This is a genomic window from Candidatus Tisiphia endosymbiont of Dioctria linearis (genome assembly GCF_964026545.1).
Classification (GTDB): Bacteria; Pseudomonadota; Alphaproteobacteria; order Rickettsiales; family Rickettsiaceae; genus Tisiphia.
On record NZ_OZ032156.1, the window covers coordinates 68954 to 89449 of the forward strand.

Consider the following 20496-nt stretch of genomic DNA (forward strand, 5'->3'; position numbering starts at 1 on the left):
TTGACTTTGCAAAAAGTATACCTATGCATACAATCACATCAAAGCTACCAGATGAGCTTTATAATAAATTAGACCAGCTTGGAAAAACTATAGATAGAAAGAAAAGTTATCTTATCAGAAAAGCAGTAGAGAGTTTTTTGCAAGAAAAGGAAGATTATTTTATAGCTTTGCACAGATTAGAACAAAGGAATCCTAGAATATCTTTAGAGAAGTTAGAAGATAATAATGACTTGGAAAATTGAATTTGATTTCAAGGCTGCTAAAGAATTTAGAAAGCTAGATAAAGCATCACAAGAATTGATCAGTAATTATTTTAAAGATAAGGTATTAAAATGTAGTCATCCTAAAGATTTAGGCAAGCCAATGAAATATGATTATGTTGGATTGTGGAGATATAGGGTAGGGAAGTATAGAGTGATTTGTAGCATAGAAGAAGAGCTGTTAATAGTGCTTTTGTTTTAAGAATAGCGATAAGGGATGAGGTGTATACTCAAATCATTTGAGTATACATGGTAAAAAAAATAAAAATAATGAAAACAGATATTAGTGGAGCATAAAAATCTGTTATATTATAGATATAGTCAATTAACTTAAATTGGCAATGTTATAAATCCGATTAGTATTTAGCCTTAGCGTCATGGCTCAGAGCCACTTTAGTGTGACGAAGCAATCCAAAAAACGATTAAAATGGATTGCTTCGTCGGCTTACGCCTTATCGCAATGACAGCGGTGCTTATTCGGCACTAATTCAGGTTAATTGACTATATAACTAGATTTTACACTTTTTAATAAGGTTACCCTACATGTCAATATCACTAGAACCTAAATGTTCAGTAAATGACAAAATTTGGCAGCAGCGATTAGTCAACGAGGATGGTGTTCTAGAGCTTTGTCGTTCTGTAGGAATTAGTGATTTTTTAGCTAGGGTTCTATCTCCCCGTCTAGAGAATTTGGTGCAAGTTACTGATTTTCTATCACCTAAACTTAAGAACCTACTGCCAGATCCTTTTCATTTACTTGATATGCACAAGGCAGTAGATAGAGCTATAGAAGCCATTATAAATAAACAAAAAATCTGCATATTTGCTGATTATGATGTTGATGGGGCTACTTCTTCATCATTGCTTAAGAATCTATTTAGGGATTTGGGGCAGAATGTTGATATTTATGTTCCAGACCGAATTGCTGAAGGATATGGACCAACCCCAGCTGCTATGCAAAAAATTAAGGATAATGGAACTAAGCTGCTTATTACTGTAGATTGCGGAGCAATGGCACATGAGGCTCTGAAACATGCAGCACTAGTAGGGCTTGATGTGATAGTGATCGATCATCACATTAGTAGCGATATATTACCTGAGGCTGTTGCCGTTGTTAATCCAAATCGTATTGATGAAACCAGCGATTATAAGTATCTGGCTGCTGTAGGAGTATCATTTTTATTTGCTACTGCCTTATTATCTGATTTAAAAAAACAAAATTTCTTTGCCAATCATCATGACATTAGTGGTAGGGATGATATTACTATACCTAACTTAATGCAGTATTTAGATTTAGTTGCCCTTGGTACGGTATGCGATGTAATGAAGCTTGTTCACTTAAATCGTGCTTTTGTTACTCAAGGATTAAAAATCCTTCAGCAAAGAAAAAATTTAGGTATGACAACCTTATGCGATATTGCTGGCTTAAATGAAAAACCAAACTGTTATCATTTGGGATTTGTCTTGGGACCTAGGATTAATGCTGGGGGAAGAGTTGGTAAATCATCATTAGGGGCTAATCTTTTATCTACCGAATGTCCAATAGAAGCAAATAGATTAGCACAGGAGTTGGAGAAACATAATAATGAGCGGAAAGTAATAGAACTGATGATGATAGAGGAAGCTACTCAAATAGCTTTAACTCAGGAAAATGATAGCTCATTATTTATAATTGGTAAAGGATGGCATCCGGGTGTGATTGGTATTGTCGCTGGAAGATTAAAAGAAAAATTTAATAAACCGGTGTCAGTTATAGCTTTAAATGATGGAATAGGTAAGGCTTCTTGTCGTTCTATCAAAAATGTTGATTTTGGTAGTAAAATTATCAACGCCAAAACTAAAGAGTTAATTGTAGTTGGCGGGGGGCATTCAATGGCTGCTGGATTTACAGTATTAGAAGAAAAATTACTAGAGTTGCAAGAATTCTTAAATCACGCCTTTAAGAGTGATATGAATAATCAGAATGACCTTACAGGCGAAGAATATGATGCTGAGCTCACTACTAGTAGTGTAAATTTGCTGTTAATGGATGAGCTAAGTAAACTTGAGCCATTTGGTCAGGGAAATCCTGACCCAATATTTAAATTCTCTAATCTTTTTGTTTTGAAAGCTGACATAGTTGGTGGTAAACATATAAAATGTTTGCTAGCCCCTTCTAAGGAAGCGTTTGGCTCTAAAGCCCTTGCTGCTATTGCTTTTAATGCCGTGTCTAGTCCGATAGAGAATATATTGCTTAATGTTAAGTCTTATAATATTTCCGTGATTGGGTCATTAAAAGTCAATAGCTGGCAAGAACGTCATACTATACAATTACAAATAAAGGACTTGATAATATGATTTTTTTAATTATATTCAAAATATGCAACCCAGGCGTCATTGCGAGACCATGTAATGGTCGAAGCAATTCAAGAAAGCGATTAGAACAATCAATATATATGTAAGTTTTTTATGTCAAAATCTAAACAAGTAAAATCACAGACCAGTGTTTCTGTTGAAACAACAAACGATCTTGCTACAGTTCAAGAGCATTATCAAGATTATCCTTATAGAGATCCTGAAGAGGAAACAAAAAGATTACTGGCAGTTAGTGGTGAATTTTTGGGGGAGTTAAATCATTATTTATATCAAGGCAAAGAGGATTTTAATTCAGGTTTTCGAGTGTTAATTGCCGGCGGTGGTACTGGTGATTCTACTATATATATGGCAGAGCAGCTAAAAAATAAAAATGCCGAAGTAGTATATTTAGATTTTAGCAAGCCAAGCATGGAGATCGCCCAAAAACGTGCCGAGAAACGCGGTCTTACCAATATTAAATGGGTATATGATTCTATCTTAAATATCCCAAAACTTAATTTAGGCAAGTTTGATTATATTAATTGTACAGGAGTATTGCACCATTTAAAAAGCCCTCCCGATGGTTTAAAGATTTTAAAAGATTCTCTAACTGATCATGGAGCAATGGGTGTAATGGTTTATGCTAAATATGGTCGTACTGGGCTATATCAGGTGCAAGATATTATGAAAATGGTAAATCAGGGTGTTAGTAATAGGGTAGAGGAAGTAATGAATGCCAAGGCTGTTATGGCTGGTTTTCCTGCAACTAATTGGTATATACGTGGACAAGAACTATTAAGAGACCATGTTGTTTTTGGCGATATAGGTTTATATGATCTGTTCTTGCATAAACAAGATAGGGCTTATTCCATTCCTGAATTATACGAATTTATCCATAATGCAGGTTTGAATTTTGTCGAATTTTCTGATGTTAGCGAAAAATTAGCTCTAAGAATTGAGAATTATATTAGCGATTTCTCTCTTTTGCAAAAAATTAAGAGGATGGATATAATAACTCAGCAAGCAATTTGTGAATTAATGGTTGGCAATATCATTAAACATAGTTTTTTTGCTTCTAATGCAAAAGATACCATTGCTACTCTTGATGATTTGGATAATGTACCATATTTTTATGGTATTGCGGGTATTGCTAAACAAATTTATGATCATATGGAATCTAGTACTTTGATAGCTGGCAATGTCATTAATTTTACGTTAAATACTTCGTGGTTAAAAAATATCAATATTGCTATACCAGTTTCTAATTATACCAAATATGTTTTTAAACAAATGATAGATGGTGGTAAAAGCTTGCAGGAGATGTTTGATTTAATTAGAGAAGAATTGCAACAAGAAATTAGTAACGAAGCATTATTGTCTGAAGTAAAGACTATATTTGCTCCATTTTTTACTACAGGAATTATGTTGCTTCATGACAAATCAGTAAAACTTTTTTAAAATACACTTAACATTTGTAACTAACTTCAAAAGCTGGGAAAACAGCTTTTGAAGTGGTGAGGTTGTATATTAGTATTATTTCTCATATATAAATCTCCTATTAATTGTAAAGAGAGATTATATAATATTTATCAAAAAATATTATACAACTCTTCGTTAATATCAGAAATTAGCAATAAATCTATAGAAATCACTCTAAACCGCCATACGCTTTTTAGTAGCTTTTACATAATTTTTTGGAGTGACTACCGGCTGAGCTTTGCCATCTATCACATCTTTTGAAATATGTACGTGCATTTTTTTCAAATTGGTAACATTATACATGCTGTCAAGTAGAAGCGTTTCGATTATAGAACGGAGTCCCCTAGCACCGGTTTTTCGTGTCAGTGCTTTTTCGGCTATTGCTTCTAAAGCATCATTGTCAATTGATAGTTCAACATCGTCTAATTCAAATAATTTATGATATTGTTTAATAACAGCATTTTTTGGTTGAGTTAAAATTGCTACTAAGGATGCTTTATCTAAGTCATCTAAAGTTGCTACTACTGGAAGCCTACCAATAAATTCAGGAATTAATCCAAATTTTACTAAATCTTCAATTTCTAATGATTTTAGTGTTTCGCTGTGGTTTCTTTCTTGTTTTGACTGGATATTTGCTGCAAAACCAATTGAACTTTGAGCGGTACGAGCATTAATGATAGTATCTATTCCCATGAAAGCCCCGCCACATATAAATAAAATATTGGAAGTATCTATTTGCACAAAATCTTGCTGCGGATGTTTTCTTCCCCCTTGTGGTGGTACAGACGCAACAGTTCCTTCCATGATTTTAAGTAACGCTTGTTGTACACCTTCTCCTGATACATCTCTTGTTATAGAAGGATTTTCAGATTTTCTTGCGATTTTATCTACTTCGTCTATATAAACAATGCCTCGTTGGGCTTTAGCTATATTAAAATCTGCTGCTTGTAATAATCTTAGCAAGATATTTTCAACATCTTCACCAACATAGCCAGCTTCGGTTAAAGAAGTGGCGTCTGCCATAGTAAAAGGTACATCAAGAATTTTTGCTAAGGTTTGTGCCAAAAGAGTTTTTCCTGAGCCAGTAGAGCCAATAACCAGGATATTTGATTTATTTAATTCGACATCATTATTACCTGATTCGATATATTCTAATCGTTTATAGTGATTATATACCGCGACTGATAAGACTTTTTTTGCTTGATCCTGACCAATTACGTAATCATTAAGAGTAGAAAAAATCTTTTGTGGTGTTGGAATTGAAGAGGAGACTTGCTTAAGTGATACCTTAGTTTCTTCTTTTATAATATCAAGGCAAAGTTCGATACATTCATTACAAATGAATACCGTTGGTCCAGCAATTAATTTTATCACCTCATATTGATTTTTACCACAAAAAGAACAGTTTAACTCTTTTCTTTCGACTTCACCACTTGACATAATTTTGCTTTTTTAATTTGTGATTTTAATATTATCTTATGTAAGTATAAATATAGATAAGTTATTTAGCTAAGTCTAATATATTTTCAATGCTATCTCATATTATAACTAACCAGATTAGTATTTATCCATACAAACTACCGTCATTGCGAGCGAACGTACGTGAGCGTGGCAATCCACATTCAGAATTTTAATTTTGTAGTATCTTCATTAACAGACTAAGTTCTTCTCGGAATTCTGTATCAATCTCACATAATTCTTCTACCTTTTTGATAGCATGCATTATCGTAGTATGATCTTTCTTGCCAAATTTCTTACCGATATCAGTCAGGCTTTTTGGCGTTAATGTTTTACTCAAATACATAGCTACTTGTCTTGGTCTAGCTATTGAGCGAATACGCCTAGGAGAAGACATATCGGAAAATTTAATATTATAACGATCAGCTACTTTTCTTTGAATATCCTCAATGGTGATAATTTTCTCATTGGAACGTAGTAAATCACGCAAGATATTTTGGGTGTTCTCTAAAGTTATTTCCCTACCAACTAAGGTAGAATGAGCGATAACTTTATTAAGAGCTCCTTCTAACTCTCTGACATTCGATGTTATTTTAGCTGCTAAAAATTCTACAACATTTTTAGGTATATGGATATTCATTTGTTCAAGTTTAGATTCTAAGATTCCCAATCTTAGTTCATAAGTAGTGCTGTGGACATCGGCAACCAATCCCCAGCCAAGTCTGGATTTAATTCGATCTTCGATATTATCTAAATCTGACGGTGAACGGTCACACGATATAACCATTTGACGATTATTATCAATTAAAGCATTGAAAGTATGGAAAAACTCTTCTTGGGTGCTATCTTTACCTGATATAAATTGAATATCATCGATCATTAGCACGTCAACCGAACGAAATTCTTCTTTAAAAGACATAACATCTTTATTACGTAGTGCCTTGATGAATTGATACATAAACTTTTCTGCCGACATGTAAATTACCTTACGAGTCGGATTATTATGTTTTATATACCAAGCAATGGCATGCATTAAGTGTGTTTTGCCAAGACCGACCCCTCCATATAAAAATAAAGGGTTAGATTCAGCTACGGCTCCTTCCGACTCAGCAACTGCTCTAGATGCTGCATAGGCTAATTCATTTGGTCCACCCACCACAAAATTTTCAAAAGTAAATCGTAAGTCTAAGGCTGAAAAAATGCCTTCGGAATTGGTATCCATTCCTTCTTTTATTGATGGAACTTTTGCTAAATATTCAGGTATATTTTGGTTTTGTTCTGATAATTCTTTAGTAATGATCTCAATTGATTTGATATCTTTGTCATAGGACTGCCAAGATTGCAATATAGCCCGTGCATATCTAGATTCCACCCAATCTCGAATAAAATTTGTTGGTGTAGAAAGTATAACAGTATTAGTAGCAGCTTCTAAAAAGTTAATCTTACTGAACCAGCTTTTATATAAGGCATCGCCGTAATGTTTATTAAGGTCAGAGCAAACTTGTTGCCAAATATCTCTATGATAAGTCACTTCCTTTGCTATAGTCAATTGATTATGGTTAATATTCACAGAATTTGCCATGGTAAATTATTTTGTTTCCAACCAGCTCCATTAGTTCCTCCTTCAAAACCATCAATTATATTATAGCACTCTTTATAACCTAGAGTACTAGCAAATTGTGCAGCTTCATGGGATCTACCTCCGGAGCGACAAAGGAATAATAGTTTATAGTTATAGTCAATTGATGAGAAGTTGGGGACGTCGTCACTTGTCGCTCGCCTATTACTTATAGGCGTCGCTCCATCGCTCCTAGCCCCAAATTCTCCTGAATTGACTATATTACTGATTTTCGACATCAACTGGTTCTTAAATTCGTTATTTAGTGACATATTAGGCAATAAACGCCAACTAATAAAAATTATTTTATCTTTATCAAGCTTTGGAATGCCTACTTGTTGCCATTCTTCAGCAGTCCTAACATCAATTATCATGTTATTATTATCTATTTCTAGCAACTTATAAGCTTTTAAGGAAGATATATTTTTAATGCTCATAAAGTTTAGAGTTTCTTTGATATATTAAATATTATTGAATAAAGAAGATTTGGAGCAATTAAGTTCTAGCACCATTTTATACAGCTTACATTTTATTTTATATTTGGTAATTGTCAAACTATCTGAATTATATTATGATGTTTTTTTGTAAGATTGTAAATATGGATTATTTTAACAAAACATCTTTAACCAAAAAATTGTTATATCAAAGCAAAAATCGTGGTTGCAAAGAAATTGGCTTAATATTGGGTAAATTTGCTGAAAAATTTCTTGCTAACATGGATGCAGCTAATTTAGCAGATTTTGCTTTAATACTTAACCAAAATGATATAGATATTTATGATTGGATTACCAATAAAACGGCTCCTCCTTCTCACTTAAACTCAAAAGTAATGTTACAAATACTTAGTTTTGATATTAACAACATAGAAGCTTAGTAAATAATGATACAACAACCACTCCCGCTCAGTGCAAAAAGTTTTTTTGCTAGTGAGTATTTATCAAATAAACATTTATCAAATAAACGTACCAAGAATATTTTACTTATCTTTGCCAGTGAAGATGATGCAATCAATAGCCATAAACAATTATTATTTATGGCACAAAATATTAAAACTAGCAACATATTATATTTCCCTAGTTTTGATACTATACCATATGATCGCATTTCGCCAAATCAAAATATTTTATCAGAAAGAGCGAATATATTGAGTTACTTGGCAAGTAATAACGATACAAAATTGGTAGTGACTAGTGCTATAAATTTACTGACAAAATTACCTCCTCCAGAGTTATTGGTTAAGTCTTTTTTGAGATTACATAATAAAATGCAGCTCTCAGCCGATAAATTAGCGGAATTCTTGGTACATAATAGTTTTACTAGGAGTAGCAGTAGTATTGATAGTGGTGAATTTTCTGTAAGAGGAGAGATAGTAGATATAGTCTTGCCTGGTTCTAAAGCTTATCGTATTAATTTTAGTTGGGATCACATAGAATCAATAAAAGAATTTGATATTGATAGTCAGATTTCTACCAATAATTGCACGAAGCTAATACTTAATTCTGCTAGTGAGGTGATATTAAATCCAGAAACAATAAAGAATTTTAGAGATAATTATTTAAAAGTTTTTGGAGTTAATTATGTCAATACCCCTTTATATGAATCAGTGATTGAGGGGAAAAAATTCCAAGGATATGAACATTTATCTCCTTTATTTTATAATTCTTTCAGTAGCCTAATTAATTACTTGGATGATCCTGTTATTATTTACGATAATTTATCGTTGCAATCAATTATTGAGCAGGAAAATAATTATACCGATCTTTACAGATCGCGGATTGAGTCTAACAAAATAAAATTAAATACCTTCTATCCTGCATTGCCTCCCGAACAAGTTTATTTTACCAGCCAGGAAATACAAAAGTTCCTGGAACATGATAATAATATTTTAATTACGCCAGAAGATTCGTCTTATGCCCATTCATTAGAAAAAATTACGGTAACTAGTTTTATGGAGGATAAGACAGTTTTTAATAAGCTATTCGAAATTATAGAAAATAATAAAAATAAAATACCGATTATTTTTTGTCATTCTAAAAGTAATTTAGAAAGATTTAAAAGCCTAATAGATAGTTATTCACGAAAATATATCTAGATAGACAATTTACAACAAGCAAAAATTGCAGTTATAAATCTTGCCTATGTTCAACTTAGCCAAGGGTTTTATAGTGATAAATATTTGTTTATTGCCGCTCATGATATTCTAGGAAAAAGTGCAGTGAATTTTCGTCAGCAAGGTGCTAAACGTAAGCTCAAAAACATTTTAATGGAATTAGATAATTTAACTGAAGGAGAGCTAATTGTTCATAAGGATCATGGTATTGGTCAGTTTCTTAACGTTGAAACACTAGATGTTAAAGGCAAAGCTCATGATTTCCTAAAAATTCTATATGAGAATAATGATAAATTATATATTCCTGTTGAAAATATAGAACTAATTAAAAAATATGGCAGTGGTGAAGCACAGCTTGCCAAATTGGGTAGTAGTGCATGGCAAAGAAGTAAAGCCAAGCTTAAAAACCGTATTACAGAAATTGCTGAACAATTATTAAAAATAGCTGCTAAGAGAAAGTTAACTGTAGCAAGTCCAATAGAATTTGATCATGCAGAGTATGAGCAATTTTGTCATAGATTTAAATATACTGAAACTGAAGATCAATTAAATGCCATAAACGACATTAAAAAAGATTTTGACTCTGGTATTTTAATGGATAGATTAATTTGCGGAGATGTTGGTTTTGGGAAAACCGAAGTAGCTATACGAGCAACCTTTATGGTAGCAAAATCAATTATGATGACTTCTCAAGTAGCGATCATCGTACCAACTACTATTCTAGGTAAGCAACATTATTTAAGGTTTGTTAAAAGATTTAAGGATTTTGGTTTAAATATAGTACAATTATCCAGTCTGGTTAGCAATAAAGATGCTAAAATTATTAAAGAACAAATCAAAAACGGTACAGCTAATATAATAATTGGCACACATGCTTTATTAAGTAAAAATATAGAATTTAATAATCTCCGATTATTAATAATTGATGAAGAACAACATTTTGGTGTTGCTCAAAAAGAATATTTAAAGAGTCTCAGAGCTACAATGCATGTTTTATCTCTTTCAGCAACACCAATTCCTCGTACAATGCAAATGTCAATGGTTGGTCTTAAAGATCTTAGCATCATTGCCACCCCGCCAATGGATAGGTTAGAAGTTCGAACAACAGTGATGCCATTTGACCAAGTAATTATCAGAGACGCTTTACTTAGAGAACGTTTCCGTGGTGGTAGAATCTTCTATGTGGTACCTAGAATTAAGGATATTCCAAATATAGAGAGATATTTACAAACAATTGTACCAGAATTAAAGTATAAAGTTGCTCATGGTCAGATGCCAGCTGGTAAAATAGATGAGATTATGGGTGAATTTTGTGATGGTAAGTTTGATATACTAGTTTCTACTACAATAATTGAGTCCGGTATAGATATTGCCGAAGCTAATACGATGATTATTCATAAATCTGATACTCTTGGTCTAAGTCAGTTATATCAGCTCAGAGGAAGGATAGGTCGAAGTAAATTCAGAGGTTATGCCTATCTAACCTTAGCAAATTATAAAAAAATGACTGCCCATTCAATAAAACGTCTAGAAATAATGCAGAGTAGCTGTACTCTTGGTTCTGGGTTTACTATTGCTAGCCATGATATGGATTTACGTGGTTTTGGTAATTTAGTAGGGGAAGAACAATCAGGTCAGATTAAAGAAGTAGGGGTAGAGCTTTATCAGGAAATGTTAGATGAACAAATAGCAATTTTTAAGGGTGAAGTTACTGAAAATCCAAAATCTTTTGTTCCGACAATTAATTTGGGGTTACCTGTTTTCATTTCTGATAATTATATTGCAGATTCTTCTCTTAAACTAAGTTTGTATAGAAGAATTGGCAATTTAACTGACGATACAGATATTGAAAATTTTAAGGATGAAATGGTTGATCGTTTTGGTCCTATTCCATTAGAGTTTAATAATCTACTTGATATAGTGAAAATAAAACATAAATGCAGTAAACTTAATATTGAAAATTTAGACTCTGGTGAACGAGGATTTGTTTTAAAATTTTACAAAGAAGCGGATATAGCTGATAAGGTTATGAATTTTGTTATAAAACATCCTCAGCAAACCAAAATAAAACCGGATACTAAATTAATATTTAGCAAAATATTGGTAGGAAAGGATATTATAGAAGAAACAAATAGTTTGTTAGAACAATTATTGGCAGCGTGAGTAAAATTAAAAAACAATATATATGCACAAATTGTGGTAATAGCTCCCTTAAATGGGCTGGGCAATGTTTTGATTGTGGCTTATGGGGAGGAATTGAAGAAGAGATAATTAGTCAAATACAAGTTAAGTTAGGTAATAAACAAGAAATACAAAAGCTGGATGGGGTGGTAGTGGATTCGTTACGTATCCCTACGCCTATAAAGGAATTAAATAGGGTGCTGGGAGGCGGGTTGGTATGCTCTTCTGCAATTTTAATTGGCGGTGACCCTGGAATTGGGAAATCAACTTTATTATTACACTTAGTGGCAACCTCCTCTTGTGTTACAATGAAGTGCTGTCTGTATGTAACTGGAGAGGAATCTATTGACCAAATAAAACTCCGAGCTTTAAGATTAGGACTTACTAATAAAACAACCTCCATCTTAGCCGCCACTAGCATTGAAGATATTATCTCAACTATTGATGCCGATAAGAACAATATTGATTTGGTAGTGATTGATTCAATTCAAACGATGGTAACTCGTACATTATCATCCCCCCCTGGTACTATTTCCCAGATTCGTGCCTGTGCTAATGAATTAGTTAGCTATGCTAAACATAATAATATTATTATTTTGCTTAGTTGTCATGTGACAAAAGATGGGCAATTAGCTGGTCCTAAGTTACTTGAGCATCTCGTTGATACCGTACTATATTTTGAGGGTGATCATAATAGTCATTTTCGGATTTTACGGTCTATTAAAAATAGGTTTGGTGGAGTAGGAGAAATTGGTGTTTTTGAAATGACTGCTAGCGGTCTTATTGAAGTCTCCAGCCCTTCTGAATTATTTCTGATGAAAAGAGATAAAAACGTTAGCGGTACAACAGTATTTGCTGGAATCGAAGGATCAAGACCTTTATTAATCGAAATCCAAGCATTAATTGCTCCGTCAAATATACCAATGCCAAGACGTTCAGTTGTAGGCTGGGATTTGAATAGGCTAGCAATGATAATAGCTGTATTAAATGTACGATTTGGTCTTAATTTATCTTCTCATGAGGTATATTTGAGCGTTGCTGGCGGGCTTAAAATTTCAGACCCAGCTTCAGACTTAGCTGTTGCAGCGGCTTTAATTTCTGCCGCAAAAAATAAAGCTGTGCCAGAACATAGTATTTTCTTTGGAGAAATTGGTTTATCTGGTGAAATAAGGAAAGTAACTGCAGCAGAAGTCAGAATAAAAGAAGCAACAAAATTAGGATTCAATAAATTAATTTGCTCCAAACTTGAAAAACTGAGTAGTAACCTAATTTGTCCAATTAGTAATCTAAAGGAATTAAAGGAGTTAATATAATTAAAATTCAGAGTAGGGGGGATGTCTATGGTTAATTTAGATAATATCAGTTTTATTGAAGATTCACATGGTAAGAAAGCCGTAATTTTGTCGATAGAAACTTATGAAGAAATTAAAGAAAAACTAGAGGAATTAGAAGACATTAATTCTTATGTACAGGTTAAGAGCGAAACACAAGAAATGTTTCCTATTAATATAGTAGAAAAATTAATTTTGTTCACAGAGCCTAGGTATTTATACATAAAATTTCATCATTATAAATGATTGGTATATTTTATTTATAAAAAAGTCAAACCTATTTTCTTACAACTCCTAATGTTTATGGTCATGATGATGGACGTAAAAACCAATTGCTGACAAGGTGTTTAGGAATTCTTGGTTTTCTGCTAAATCATTTGGTTTGCCACTACAGCAGATATGACCATTTAAACATATTACTTGGTCGGAATTTTTCATTACCGTAAATAAATCATGTGAGATCATAAAAATTGTAATATTTAGACGTTTTTTTATTTGATTAATGATTCGATAAAATTCTTGTTGGCTAGTAACATCTAATGACTGAGTCGGTTCATCTAAAATAATTAGATCAGGATTGTTTAGTAAGGTAGCAGTTAGCATTAACTTCTGAAATTGACCACCAGAAAGTTCAGAAATATCGTGATGCTTATAATTATCAAAATCAATAAAATTGCTCAATTCTTGCCAATCCTTGTTAGTACTATTTGAAGCTAATAAATACAAAAAATTTTCAGCTGTAATTGGTAAATCTGAAGCAAAATCTAGTCTTTGAGGGACATAGCCAATTTTTAGATTAGGGTGAATTATTATGTTACCAGAGGAAGGGCGATCTAAACCTAAGATTAACCTAGCTATTGTTGTTTTGCCAGCACCATTTGGACCAATTAAAGTCGTCACTTCGCCTTTTTTGACAGTAAAATTAATATTGGTAAGGGGAATTTTTTTCCCAAATTGCTTAGATACATTATTGAACTTTATTAATATAGTATCTTCTGATTTCGAGATAGGCATTAGACTCCTTGCGAAACTTTACAAATGGGGTCATTGCAAGATCACGCAAGTAGGTCGTGGCAATCCATTTTTGATTACTTTTGTGGATTGCTCCGTTGACCTACGACCTTCCTCGCAATGACGATGTGTTGCTAAATTTATGATAGTCTATTTAACAATTTCCCACTGCCCATCTGGTTTACGACAAGCTTTACCATAAGCTTTTTCCTGCTTACCACCAACAACGACTGTTTGAGTATACTCACGACAATATTGCCCTTGATCGTTTTTAAAAGCTCTTTCTGGTGTTACATATCCGTAATTACCGCTATCTGGGTTACGCCATTCTACGCTTTGACCACTAGAACCAGTTTCCAATGCTTTCTGAGAGCTTAACTGTGCCAATTGTCTATCATGCTCATCCATAGTTTGACCGATTTGACCATCAATAAGTGCTCCAGCTAAAACACCTATACCAGTTGCTGCAAGGCGTCCTGTGCCTTTGCCAAATTGCGATCCTAAAAGCCCACCAGCTACACCGCCAATTAATGTTCCACCACCTTGTTTATTCATGCCAGAACAACCGTGCAACATTGTTGTTGCCAAAATAATTGCCGTAATTTTGAATGTTAAATTCATAAAAACCATATAATTTTAAATTAAAGATATACAAAAAATCTTATTAAGTGTCGTTAAATTTGACACATCCCTTGATTAGAATATATACTAGGAGATTGTCGGATAATAATGTATTTTATATTATAAAACAATTGAAATTTTATATGACGACTTCAGAGCATCAAAATTTAATTAAATCGGCATCTTATGTATCTTTTATTTTAGCTGCATTCATCTTATTTATTAAATCTTATGGATGGATTGTGACTGATTCTCAGTCTATTTTAGCATCTTTAATTGATGCTATACTTGATATTTCATCGTCTTTTATTAATTTGATTGCTATTCGTTTTGCACTGCAACCCCCTGATTATCACCATAGATTTGGGCATGAAAAAATCCAAGATTTAGCAATTTTTTCACAATCAGTATTCTTTTGTGTTTCTGGTTTATTTATTTGTTTCTCTTCGATAAAATCTCTTATTGATAAATCTGTTCCAAGCAATATAGAGTCTGGTATCAATGTAATGTATTTGTGTATTATACTAACTTTTATTTTGGTAGCTTATCAAACTTATGTGATAAAAAAGACTAGTTCGGAAATAATAAAAGTAGATAAATTACATTATTTTACAGACTTACTAACAAATATTGCGGTAATCTTTTCTATAAACTTAACTACTCGTTTTTGGTTTATAGATTCATTATTTGGTATAGGTATTTCATTATACATAATATATGCTTCTTATGCTTTATTCAGAAAAGCTTTAAAAAATCTTATTGATGAAGAGTTACCGGAAAAAGATAGAAGAAAAATTATATCAATAATTAGTAGCTTTAAGGAAGTAAAAGGTATCCATGAAATGAAAACTAGATATGCTGCAAGTAAGCCGTTTATACAATGTCACATAGAAATGGATGCAGATATGTCATTATATAATTCTCATTATCATAGTGATCAAATTTGTAGTGCATTGCTATTAGAGTTTCCAGAGGCAGAAATAATTATTCATCTAGATCCATATGGTTATGAAGAAAAAGTTAATTACCGTGAAAAGATCAACAGAATTTAACAATTTTTTTATGGAGGAAGCTCTAAAGCAAGCACAACTTGCTTTAGATGAAAATGAAATTCCAGTAGGGGCTATTATAGTCAATAGAATAACTAACAAAGTTATTGCAAAGGCTCATAATATTGTTGAGAAAACCAAAAATCCGATATTGCATGCTGAAATTGTAGCGATAAATCAATCTTGTCAGATTCTATCTAGTAAGAATTTATCAGATTGTGATATGTATGTTACTTTAGAGCCATGCGTTATGTGTTCTGGTGCAATATCTTTCGCTAGAATAGGTAGATTATTTTATGCAGCAAATGATCCAAAACAGGGGGCGATTGAAAATGGTGGACGTTTTTTTAATAGCAAATCTTGTTTTTACCGCCCTGAAATATATAGTGGCTTTTCGGCAAAAATTTCTGAAAATCTAATCAAAGAGTTTTTTTACAAGGTAAGATATCAAAAATGCCATTCCTAGGTTTCTCCCAGTAAACAGATGTGATAGAATCCTAAATTGTTATAACTCTTGGCAAATCATTAGTATATAATACTGTATCATAGCTTATTTTTGTTACTTGTAACTCTTTTGCTCCTGATTGTAAAGTATAACCCATTACTTTATCCATATAATAGGCTGAGATTTGTAAACTTTGAATTATACTTTTGGTGGCTATATAGCTACCCAGATATATAGCAGATAATAAATCTCCAGCTCCACTTATTACTTTAGGAAAATTATATTCTTTTGTCTTGATTATATAAGTATCTTTTCCCTCAGAAGCAACAAGGTGTATATCTGTAGATGATATATCAAATAATTTTACTCCAGTAATTACTACAATTTGTATTCCTAAATCATGAAAAAACCTTAAAGTTAATTTAAGGTTTTTTGTATTAGTAATCTTAATACCTGATAATATCTCAGCTTCAAATTGATTAGGAGTAATAATATCAGCTATAAGCTTGGTTTTAAAAAAATTTAAAACTTCAGGTTTTACGTAACAATGTGTATTACCTATGACTGGATCACAAAGATATAGCAATTGACTGTTTTGATGTTTTAATCTATTAACAATATCAAATACTTCATAGCATATATCAGCACTTCCCATATAACCTGACAATATAGCACAACATTGATTTAAAACCCCTAGATGTTCTATTCCTTGTAGTATATTTCTAATATGCTCCCTGCTAAATATTTCTCCTTGCCATTGTCCATACCCGGTATGATTAGAAAATTGTACTGTATTTACAGGCCATACGTCATATCCCATAGATTGCAATGGATATACTGCAGCCTTGTTACCCACATACCCATAAACAACATGTGATTGTATAGATAATATACCAGATTGTTGTTTGAGATTATAATTATTAATTATTGGCATAATACCTCTAAAAATTCATCCTTCCTGTATGACAATATATCATAAAAATCAACTACACTAATAGATATATGCAAATTATTTGAAGAATTATTAGCTTTAAAGAAGTAAAAGGCATCCATGAAATGAAAACTAGATATGCTGCAAGTAAGCCGTTTATACAATGTCACATAGAAATGGATGCAGATATGTCATTATATAATTCTCATTATCATAGTGATCAAATTTGTAGTGAATTGCTGTTAGAGTTTCCAGAGGCAGAAATAATTATTCATCTAGATCCATATGGTTATGAAGAAAAAGTTAATTACCGTGAAAAGATCAACAGAATTTAACAATTTTTTTATGGAGGAAGCTCTAAAGCAAGCACAACTTGCTTTAGATGAAAATGAAATTCCAGTAGGGGCTATTATAGTCAATAGAATAACTAACAAAGTTATTGCAAAGGCTCATAATATTGTTGAGAAAACCAAAAATCCGATATTGCATGCTGAAATTGTAGCGATAAATCAATCTTGTCAGATTCTATCTAGTAAAAATTTATCAGATTGTGATATGTATGTTACTTTAGAGCCATGCGTTATGTGTTCTGGTGCAATATCTTTTGCTAGAATAGGTAGATTATTTTATGCAGCAAATGATCCAAAACAGGGGGCGATTGAAAATGGTGGGCGTTTTTTTAATAGCAAATCTTGTTTTTACCGCCCTGAAATATATAGTGGCTTTTCGGCAAAAATTTCTGAAAATCTAATCAAAGAGTTTTTTTACAAGGTAAGGAACCAAAAATGTCATCCCCGCTTACTATAAATCTATGTTGCCTTATCTGACTTCTTAGCAACAATCTGAATTTCAATGCATAGGCTAGGAATTAGTTTACCTAATTTAAGGTTAAAATCTAGCCACCATTTATGATTTTCAAGCGATCGAAGAATACCTCCAGAAATAACTCGAAATCCTCTATATTCTAAAATTTCCAATTCAGTATATTTATGAAGTAATTTTGTAAATGTAAGTAATGAAAATGCTTGAACATGACCTCTAACTTTTTTTACTCGACATATTTTATCAATTAAAGGCACTAAATATTGACGTACTAAATGTATTCCATGAGGAAAAATTGGAACGCCCAGAAATAACGTCCCGCCAGGCTTTAACACTCTTTCTATCGATTTAAAAGCAAGTTCTAATTCATCTAAATGTTCTAAAACTTGTTCACAAATTACAATGTCAAAAATGTTGCTCGGAACATTTAACATTCCTTGCATTAAATCAGCTTGGTATAAACAACTATAAGATTCCTTCTTATATATATCATCTCTTATTTCAATATCTGCTCCATAATAATCTATCACTTCATTATTTGGTTGATTTTCGATATAACGCCGAGATACACCAGAAGCAACACCAATATCTAATAACTTTACTCTTTGGTTTTTAGATTTAATTTCACTTACGATACGACTAACATCTCTTGAAATAACGTAATATCTACTTTGACGTAAACTATATTTCTCACATCTACGAGAATCCACACCAAAAGCCAACTGTTTTTTATCAGTCATAATACCAAATTTTAATTCCTAATTTCTTACTTTACAGAACATAGTGTATCATTAACGATCGGAGAAAATTCTTTAACTACAGCTTTATAAAGTTTGCGTTTAAAGGGAATTATAGTTGACAATAATTCGTCAAACTCAACCCAACACCATTCTTCAAATTCTGGATTACTAGTGTTAATATTAATATCTTCGTTAGTACCTGTAAACCTAATTAAGAACCATTTTTGTTTTTGTCCCCGGAAATTACCATCCCATAATTTAGGTATTAAAATTTTAGGCACGTCATAACTATACCAATATCTGCTTTCTGCAATAATATCACCTTTGTTGGAACCTATCTCTTCTAACATTTCTCTAAGAGCAGCAACGCTGGGTGTTTCTCCCAAATCTATACCACCTTGAGGCATTTGCCAGGCTGGTATTTTGGTATCGATTCTTTTACCAACAAATACTTTATTGGTATCATTGATTATCATCATACCTACACTTGGTCTATATGGTAATTCAGGATAACATTTACGAAGAGTTTTATTTTTCATGTTCTTAGTTTTGTATGGAAGGCAGATTTGCAAAATGCCCATCTCACAACCCATTATACCTGATTACTCTTCATTTGTGTACCTAAATTATTTTTATCACTCTATTTCTTCCTTGCTCCTTTCCTTTATACAGAGCTTTGTCAGCACGCCCTATAAAATCACTAATCGTTTCCCCAATTTTGTATTCAGTTACTCCTATTGAGATAGTTTTCTTAATAGGAGTTTCTTGAGTTTTAACTTTAAATTCGATAGACTCCACTCTTATTCTTACCCGCTCCGCTACATACATAGCCTCGTCAATCGTTATATCATTTAAAAGGACAGCAAATTCCTCACCGCCATATCTAGCAATTAAGTCTGTGACCCGAAAAATGTTCTTCAGAACATTAGTAATAGTTTTTAGTACTACGTCTCCTGCTTGATGACCATAACTATCATTGACTTGTTTAAAATGATCAATATCACACATAAGCAAGCATAAGGGTCTTTTGCTATCAGTAGCTTTCTTTACCATTTGTTTTATGTGTGTATCAAAATAATGACGATTAAATATACCAGTCAAACCATCTTTAATAGACAGATTTACACTTAACTTTAAATCATTGCGTAATTTATCTTGATAGTGTTTTCTTCTCAGTTGAGTTCTAATTCTAGCTAACAGCTCATTCTTATCTACTGGATACATAAAATAATCATTAATACCAAGTTCTAAACCCTTGATAACTGTTGCTCTATTTTCTTCTTCAGCTTGTAATATCAGCACTATATCATGAAATTTAGTATTAGAGCGTAACATCACGCTTATTCTCAAAGGGTCTCCTTGTTCTAATTGGCAGCTAATAATTACTAAATCTAGAGGATATTCAGTATCTTTCTCCAATTCCTTGATATCAGATATTATTTTGATATTGGGGGTAAGAGTTAGAAGCATTTTATTGATATTTCTTGCCTGTACTATATCATCGTTAATTAACAGTATTTTACTATCTGAAAAATTATCTTGTATTTCTATGACAGAGCCACCTAATTCAGCATTAGTAGTATTTCTTAGTTTGAGTTCATCAATAACCGCCTTCATTCTAGCAAGAGATCGTACCCTGGCAAAAATAGCAGTATCATCAATAGGTTTTGTTAAGAATTCATCAGCTCCAGCTTCAAGACCTTTTATACGATCTTCAGTATCAGAAAGGGCTGTAACCATAATGACTGGTATATGCATGGTAGAAATATTAGACTTAATTCTTCTACAGGTTTCAAATCCATCCATATCAGGCATCATGGCATCAAGTAATACAATATCAATTCTATTAATGGCAAGAACGTTTAGAGCGTCTTTGGCGTTATTGGCAGTAAAGACAGTGTAATATTCCCCTAAAAGTTTAGCTTCCAGTAATTTAATATTTGATTCTATATCATCAACTACTAGTACATTGGCAGTCATAAAATAAATATATTCTCTTTATGTTTCTTAACAATTTTTTTTATTTTAGCATAATTTTTTACAGCACTAAGTAATTTTACTAAATTATTATTACTTAAATCTACTTGTGTTTATAACAGTTATTGT

At 32.3% G+C, this 20496-nt stretch carries 19 protein-coding genes and 2 pseudogenes; 12 read left to right on the forward strand and 9 right to left on the reverse strand.

Going from position 1 to position 20496, the window contains the following annotated elements:
- Window positions 1–23 precede the first annotated feature (23 nt).
- From AAGD42_RS00360 to AAGD42_RS00375, 4 genes are all read left to right on the forward strand, one after another.
- Window positions 24–242 (forward strand): ribbon-helix-helix domain-containing protein, encoded by a 219-nt coding sequence (locus AAGD42_RS00360; protein ID WP_341752829.1) that lies wholly within the window; start codon window positions 24–26, stop codon window positions 240–242.
- On the forward strand, window positions 226–462 hold the full coding sequence (locus AAGD42_RS00365; protein WP_341752830.1) for a type II toxin-antitoxin system RelE family toxin: 237 nt from the start codon (window positions 226–228) through the stop codon (window positions 460–462). Before AAGD42_RS00360 ends, AAGD42_RS00365 begins: the two co-directional genes overlap by 17 nt.
- 341 nt (window positions 463–803) lie before the next feature.
- Window positions 804–2597, forward strand: a complete 1794-nt coding sequence (gene recJ / locus AAGD42_RS00370; protein ID WP_341752831.1) for a single-stranded-DNA-specific exonuclease RecJ — start codon at window positions 804–806, stop codon at window positions 2595–2597.
- A 111-nt stretch (window positions 2598–2708) separates the two neighbouring features.
- The gene (locus tag AAGD42_RS00375) at window positions 2709–4052 is read left to right on the forward strand and encodes a class I SAM-dependent methyltransferase (RefSeq protein WP_341752832.1); all 1344 of its coding nucleotides are present in this window, start codon (window positions 2709–2711) and stop codon (window positions 4050–4052) included.
- A 195-nt stretch (window positions 4053–4247) separates the two neighbouring features.
- On the opposite strand, the gene clpX is transcribed toward AAGD42_RS00375, so the two are convergent.
- The 3 genes from clpX to AAGD42_RS00390 all read right to left on the reverse strand — a co-directional run bounded on the left by clpX (window position 4248) and on the right by AAGD42_RS00390 (window position 7586).
- Window positions 4248–5513, reverse strand: coding sequence for an ATP-dependent Clp protease ATP-binding subunit ClpX (gene clpX, locus AAGD42_RS00380; protein WP_341752833.1), 1266 nt, complete (start codon window positions 5511–5513; stop codon window positions 4248–4250).
- A 190-nt stretch (window positions 5514–5703) separates the two neighbouring features.
- Window positions 5704–7095, reverse strand: coding sequence for a chromosomal replication initiator protein DnaA (gene dnaA, locus AAGD42_RS00385; RefSeq protein WP_341751054.1), 1392 nt, complete (start codon window positions 7093–7095; stop codon window positions 5704–5706).
- A gap of 2 nt (window positions 7096–7097) precedes the next feature.
- Window positions 7098–7586, reverse strand: a complete 489-nt coding sequence (locus AAGD42_RS00390) for a palindromic element RPE2 domain-containing protein (RefSeq protein ID WP_250311751.1) — start codon at window positions 7584–7586, stop codon at window positions 7098–7100.
- 161 nt (window positions 7587–7747) lie between these two features.
- On the opposite strand from AAGD42_RS00390, the gene AAGD42_RS00395 reads away from it, so the two are divergent.
- The 4 genes and pseudogenes from AAGD42_RS00395 to AAGD42_RS00410 all read left to right on the forward strand — a co-directional run bounded on the left by AAGD42_RS00395 (window position 7748) and on the right by AAGD42_RS00410 (window position 13017).
- Window positions 7748–8023: a succinate dehydrogenase assembly factor 2 gene (locus tag AAGD42_RS00395; protein ID WP_341749599.1), complete on the forward strand. Its 276-nt coding sequence runs from the start codon at window positions 7748–7750 to the stop codon at window positions 8021–8023.
- A gap of 6 nt (window positions 8024–8029) precedes the next feature.
- A pseudogene (gene mfd / locus AAGD42_RS00400) lies at window positions 8030–11422 on the forward strand (transcription-repair coupling factor).
- Window positions 11419–12753: a DNA repair protein RadA gene (gene radA, locus AAGD42_RS00405; RefSeq protein WP_341752834.1), complete on the forward strand. Its 1335-nt coding sequence runs from the start codon at window positions 11419–11421 to the stop codon at window positions 12751–12753. Before mfd ends, radA begins: the two are co-directional and overlap by 4 nt.
- Window positions 12754–12780: 27 nt before the next feature.
- Window positions 12781–13017, forward strand: coding sequence for a hypothetical protein (locus AAGD42_RS00410; protein WP_341752835.1), 237 nt, complete (start codon window positions 12781–12783; stop codon window positions 13015–13017).
- A 48-nt stretch (window positions 13018–13065) separates the two neighbouring features.
- On the opposite strand, the gene AAGD42_RS00415 is transcribed toward AAGD42_RS00410, so the two are convergent.
- Together AAGD42_RS00415 and AAGD42_RS00420 are read right to left on the reverse strand one after the other, a co-directional pair.
- Window positions 13066–13785: a metal ABC transporter ATP-binding protein gene (locus AAGD42_RS00415; protein WP_341752836.1), complete on the reverse strand. Its 720-nt coding sequence runs from the start codon at window positions 13783–13785 to the stop codon at window positions 13066–13068.
- 147 nt (window positions 13786–13932) lie between these two features.
- Complete coding sequence (locus AAGD42_RS00420; RefSeq protein ID WP_341752837.1) at window positions 13933–14403, reverse strand: RT0821/Lpp0805 family surface protein; 471 nt, start codon at window positions 14401–14403, stop codon at window positions 13933–13935.
- Window positions 14404–14546: 143 nt separating this feature from the next.
- Here AAGD42_RS00420 and AAGD42_RS00425 point away from each other — a divergent pair, with 143 nt between their 5' ends.
- Together AAGD42_RS00425 and AAGD42_RS00430 are read left to right on the forward strand one after the other, a co-directional pair.
- Window positions 14547–15455 carry a cation diffusion facilitator family transporter gene (locus AAGD42_RS00425; RefSeq protein WP_341752838.1) on the forward strand — a complete coding sequence of 303 codons (909 nt, stop codon included), beginning with the start codon at window positions 14547–14549 and terminating at the stop codon, window positions 15453–15455.
- A 10-nt stretch (window positions 15456–15465) separates the two neighbouring features.
- Window positions 15466–15918, forward strand: a complete 453-nt coding sequence (locus tag AAGD42_RS00430; RefSeq protein WP_341760740.1) for a nucleoside deaminase — start codon at window positions 15466–15468, stop codon at window positions 15916–15918.
- A 31-nt stretch (window positions 15919–15949) separates the two neighbouring features.
- On the opposite strand, the gene pdxY is transcribed toward AAGD42_RS00430, so the two are convergent.
- Window positions 15950–16831: a pyridoxal kinase gene (gene pdxY, locus AAGD42_RS00435; RefSeq protein WP_341752839.1), complete on the reverse strand. Its 882-nt coding sequence runs from the start codon at window positions 16829–16831 to the stop codon at window positions 15950–15952.
- 104 nt (window positions 16832–16935) lie between these two features.
- On the opposite strand from pdxY, the pseudogene AAGD42_RS00440 reads away from it, so the two are divergent.
- Window positions 16936–17163, forward strand: a pseudogene (locus AAGD42_RS00440) (cation transporter dimerization domain-containing protein); the annotation flags it as partial.
- A gap of 10 nt (window positions 17164–17173) precedes the next feature.
- A complete protein-coding gene (locus AAGD42_RS00445; RefSeq protein WP_341760741.1) occupies window positions 17174–17635 on the forward strand; it encodes a nucleoside deaminase in 462 nt (153 codons plus the stop codon).
- A 2-nt stretch (window positions 17636–17637) separates the two neighbouring features.
- Here AAGD42_RS00445 and AAGD42_RS00450 read toward each other — a convergent pair whose 3' ends face one another.
- From AAGD42_RS00450 to AAGD42_RS00460, 3 genes are all read right to left on the reverse strand, one after another.
- Window positions 17638–18390 (reverse strand): class I SAM-dependent methyltransferase, encoded by a 753-nt coding sequence (locus AAGD42_RS00450; protein ID WP_341752841.1) that lies wholly within the window; start codon window positions 18388–18390, stop codon window positions 17638–17640.
- A 26-nt stretch (window positions 18391–18416) separates the two neighbouring features.
- Window positions 18417–18929, reverse strand: a complete 513-nt coding sequence (locus AAGD42_RS00455) for an RNA pyrophosphohydrolase (protein WP_341751052.1) — start codon at window positions 18927–18929, stop codon at window positions 18417–18419.
- Window positions 18930–19011: 82 nt separating this feature from the next.
- Window positions 19012–20370 (reverse strand): PleD family two-component system response regulator, encoded by a 1359-nt coding sequence (locus tag AAGD42_RS00460; protein ID WP_341752842.1) that lies wholly within the window; start codon window positions 20368–20370, stop codon window positions 19012–19014.
- Window positions 20371–20496 lie beyond the last annotated feature (126 nt).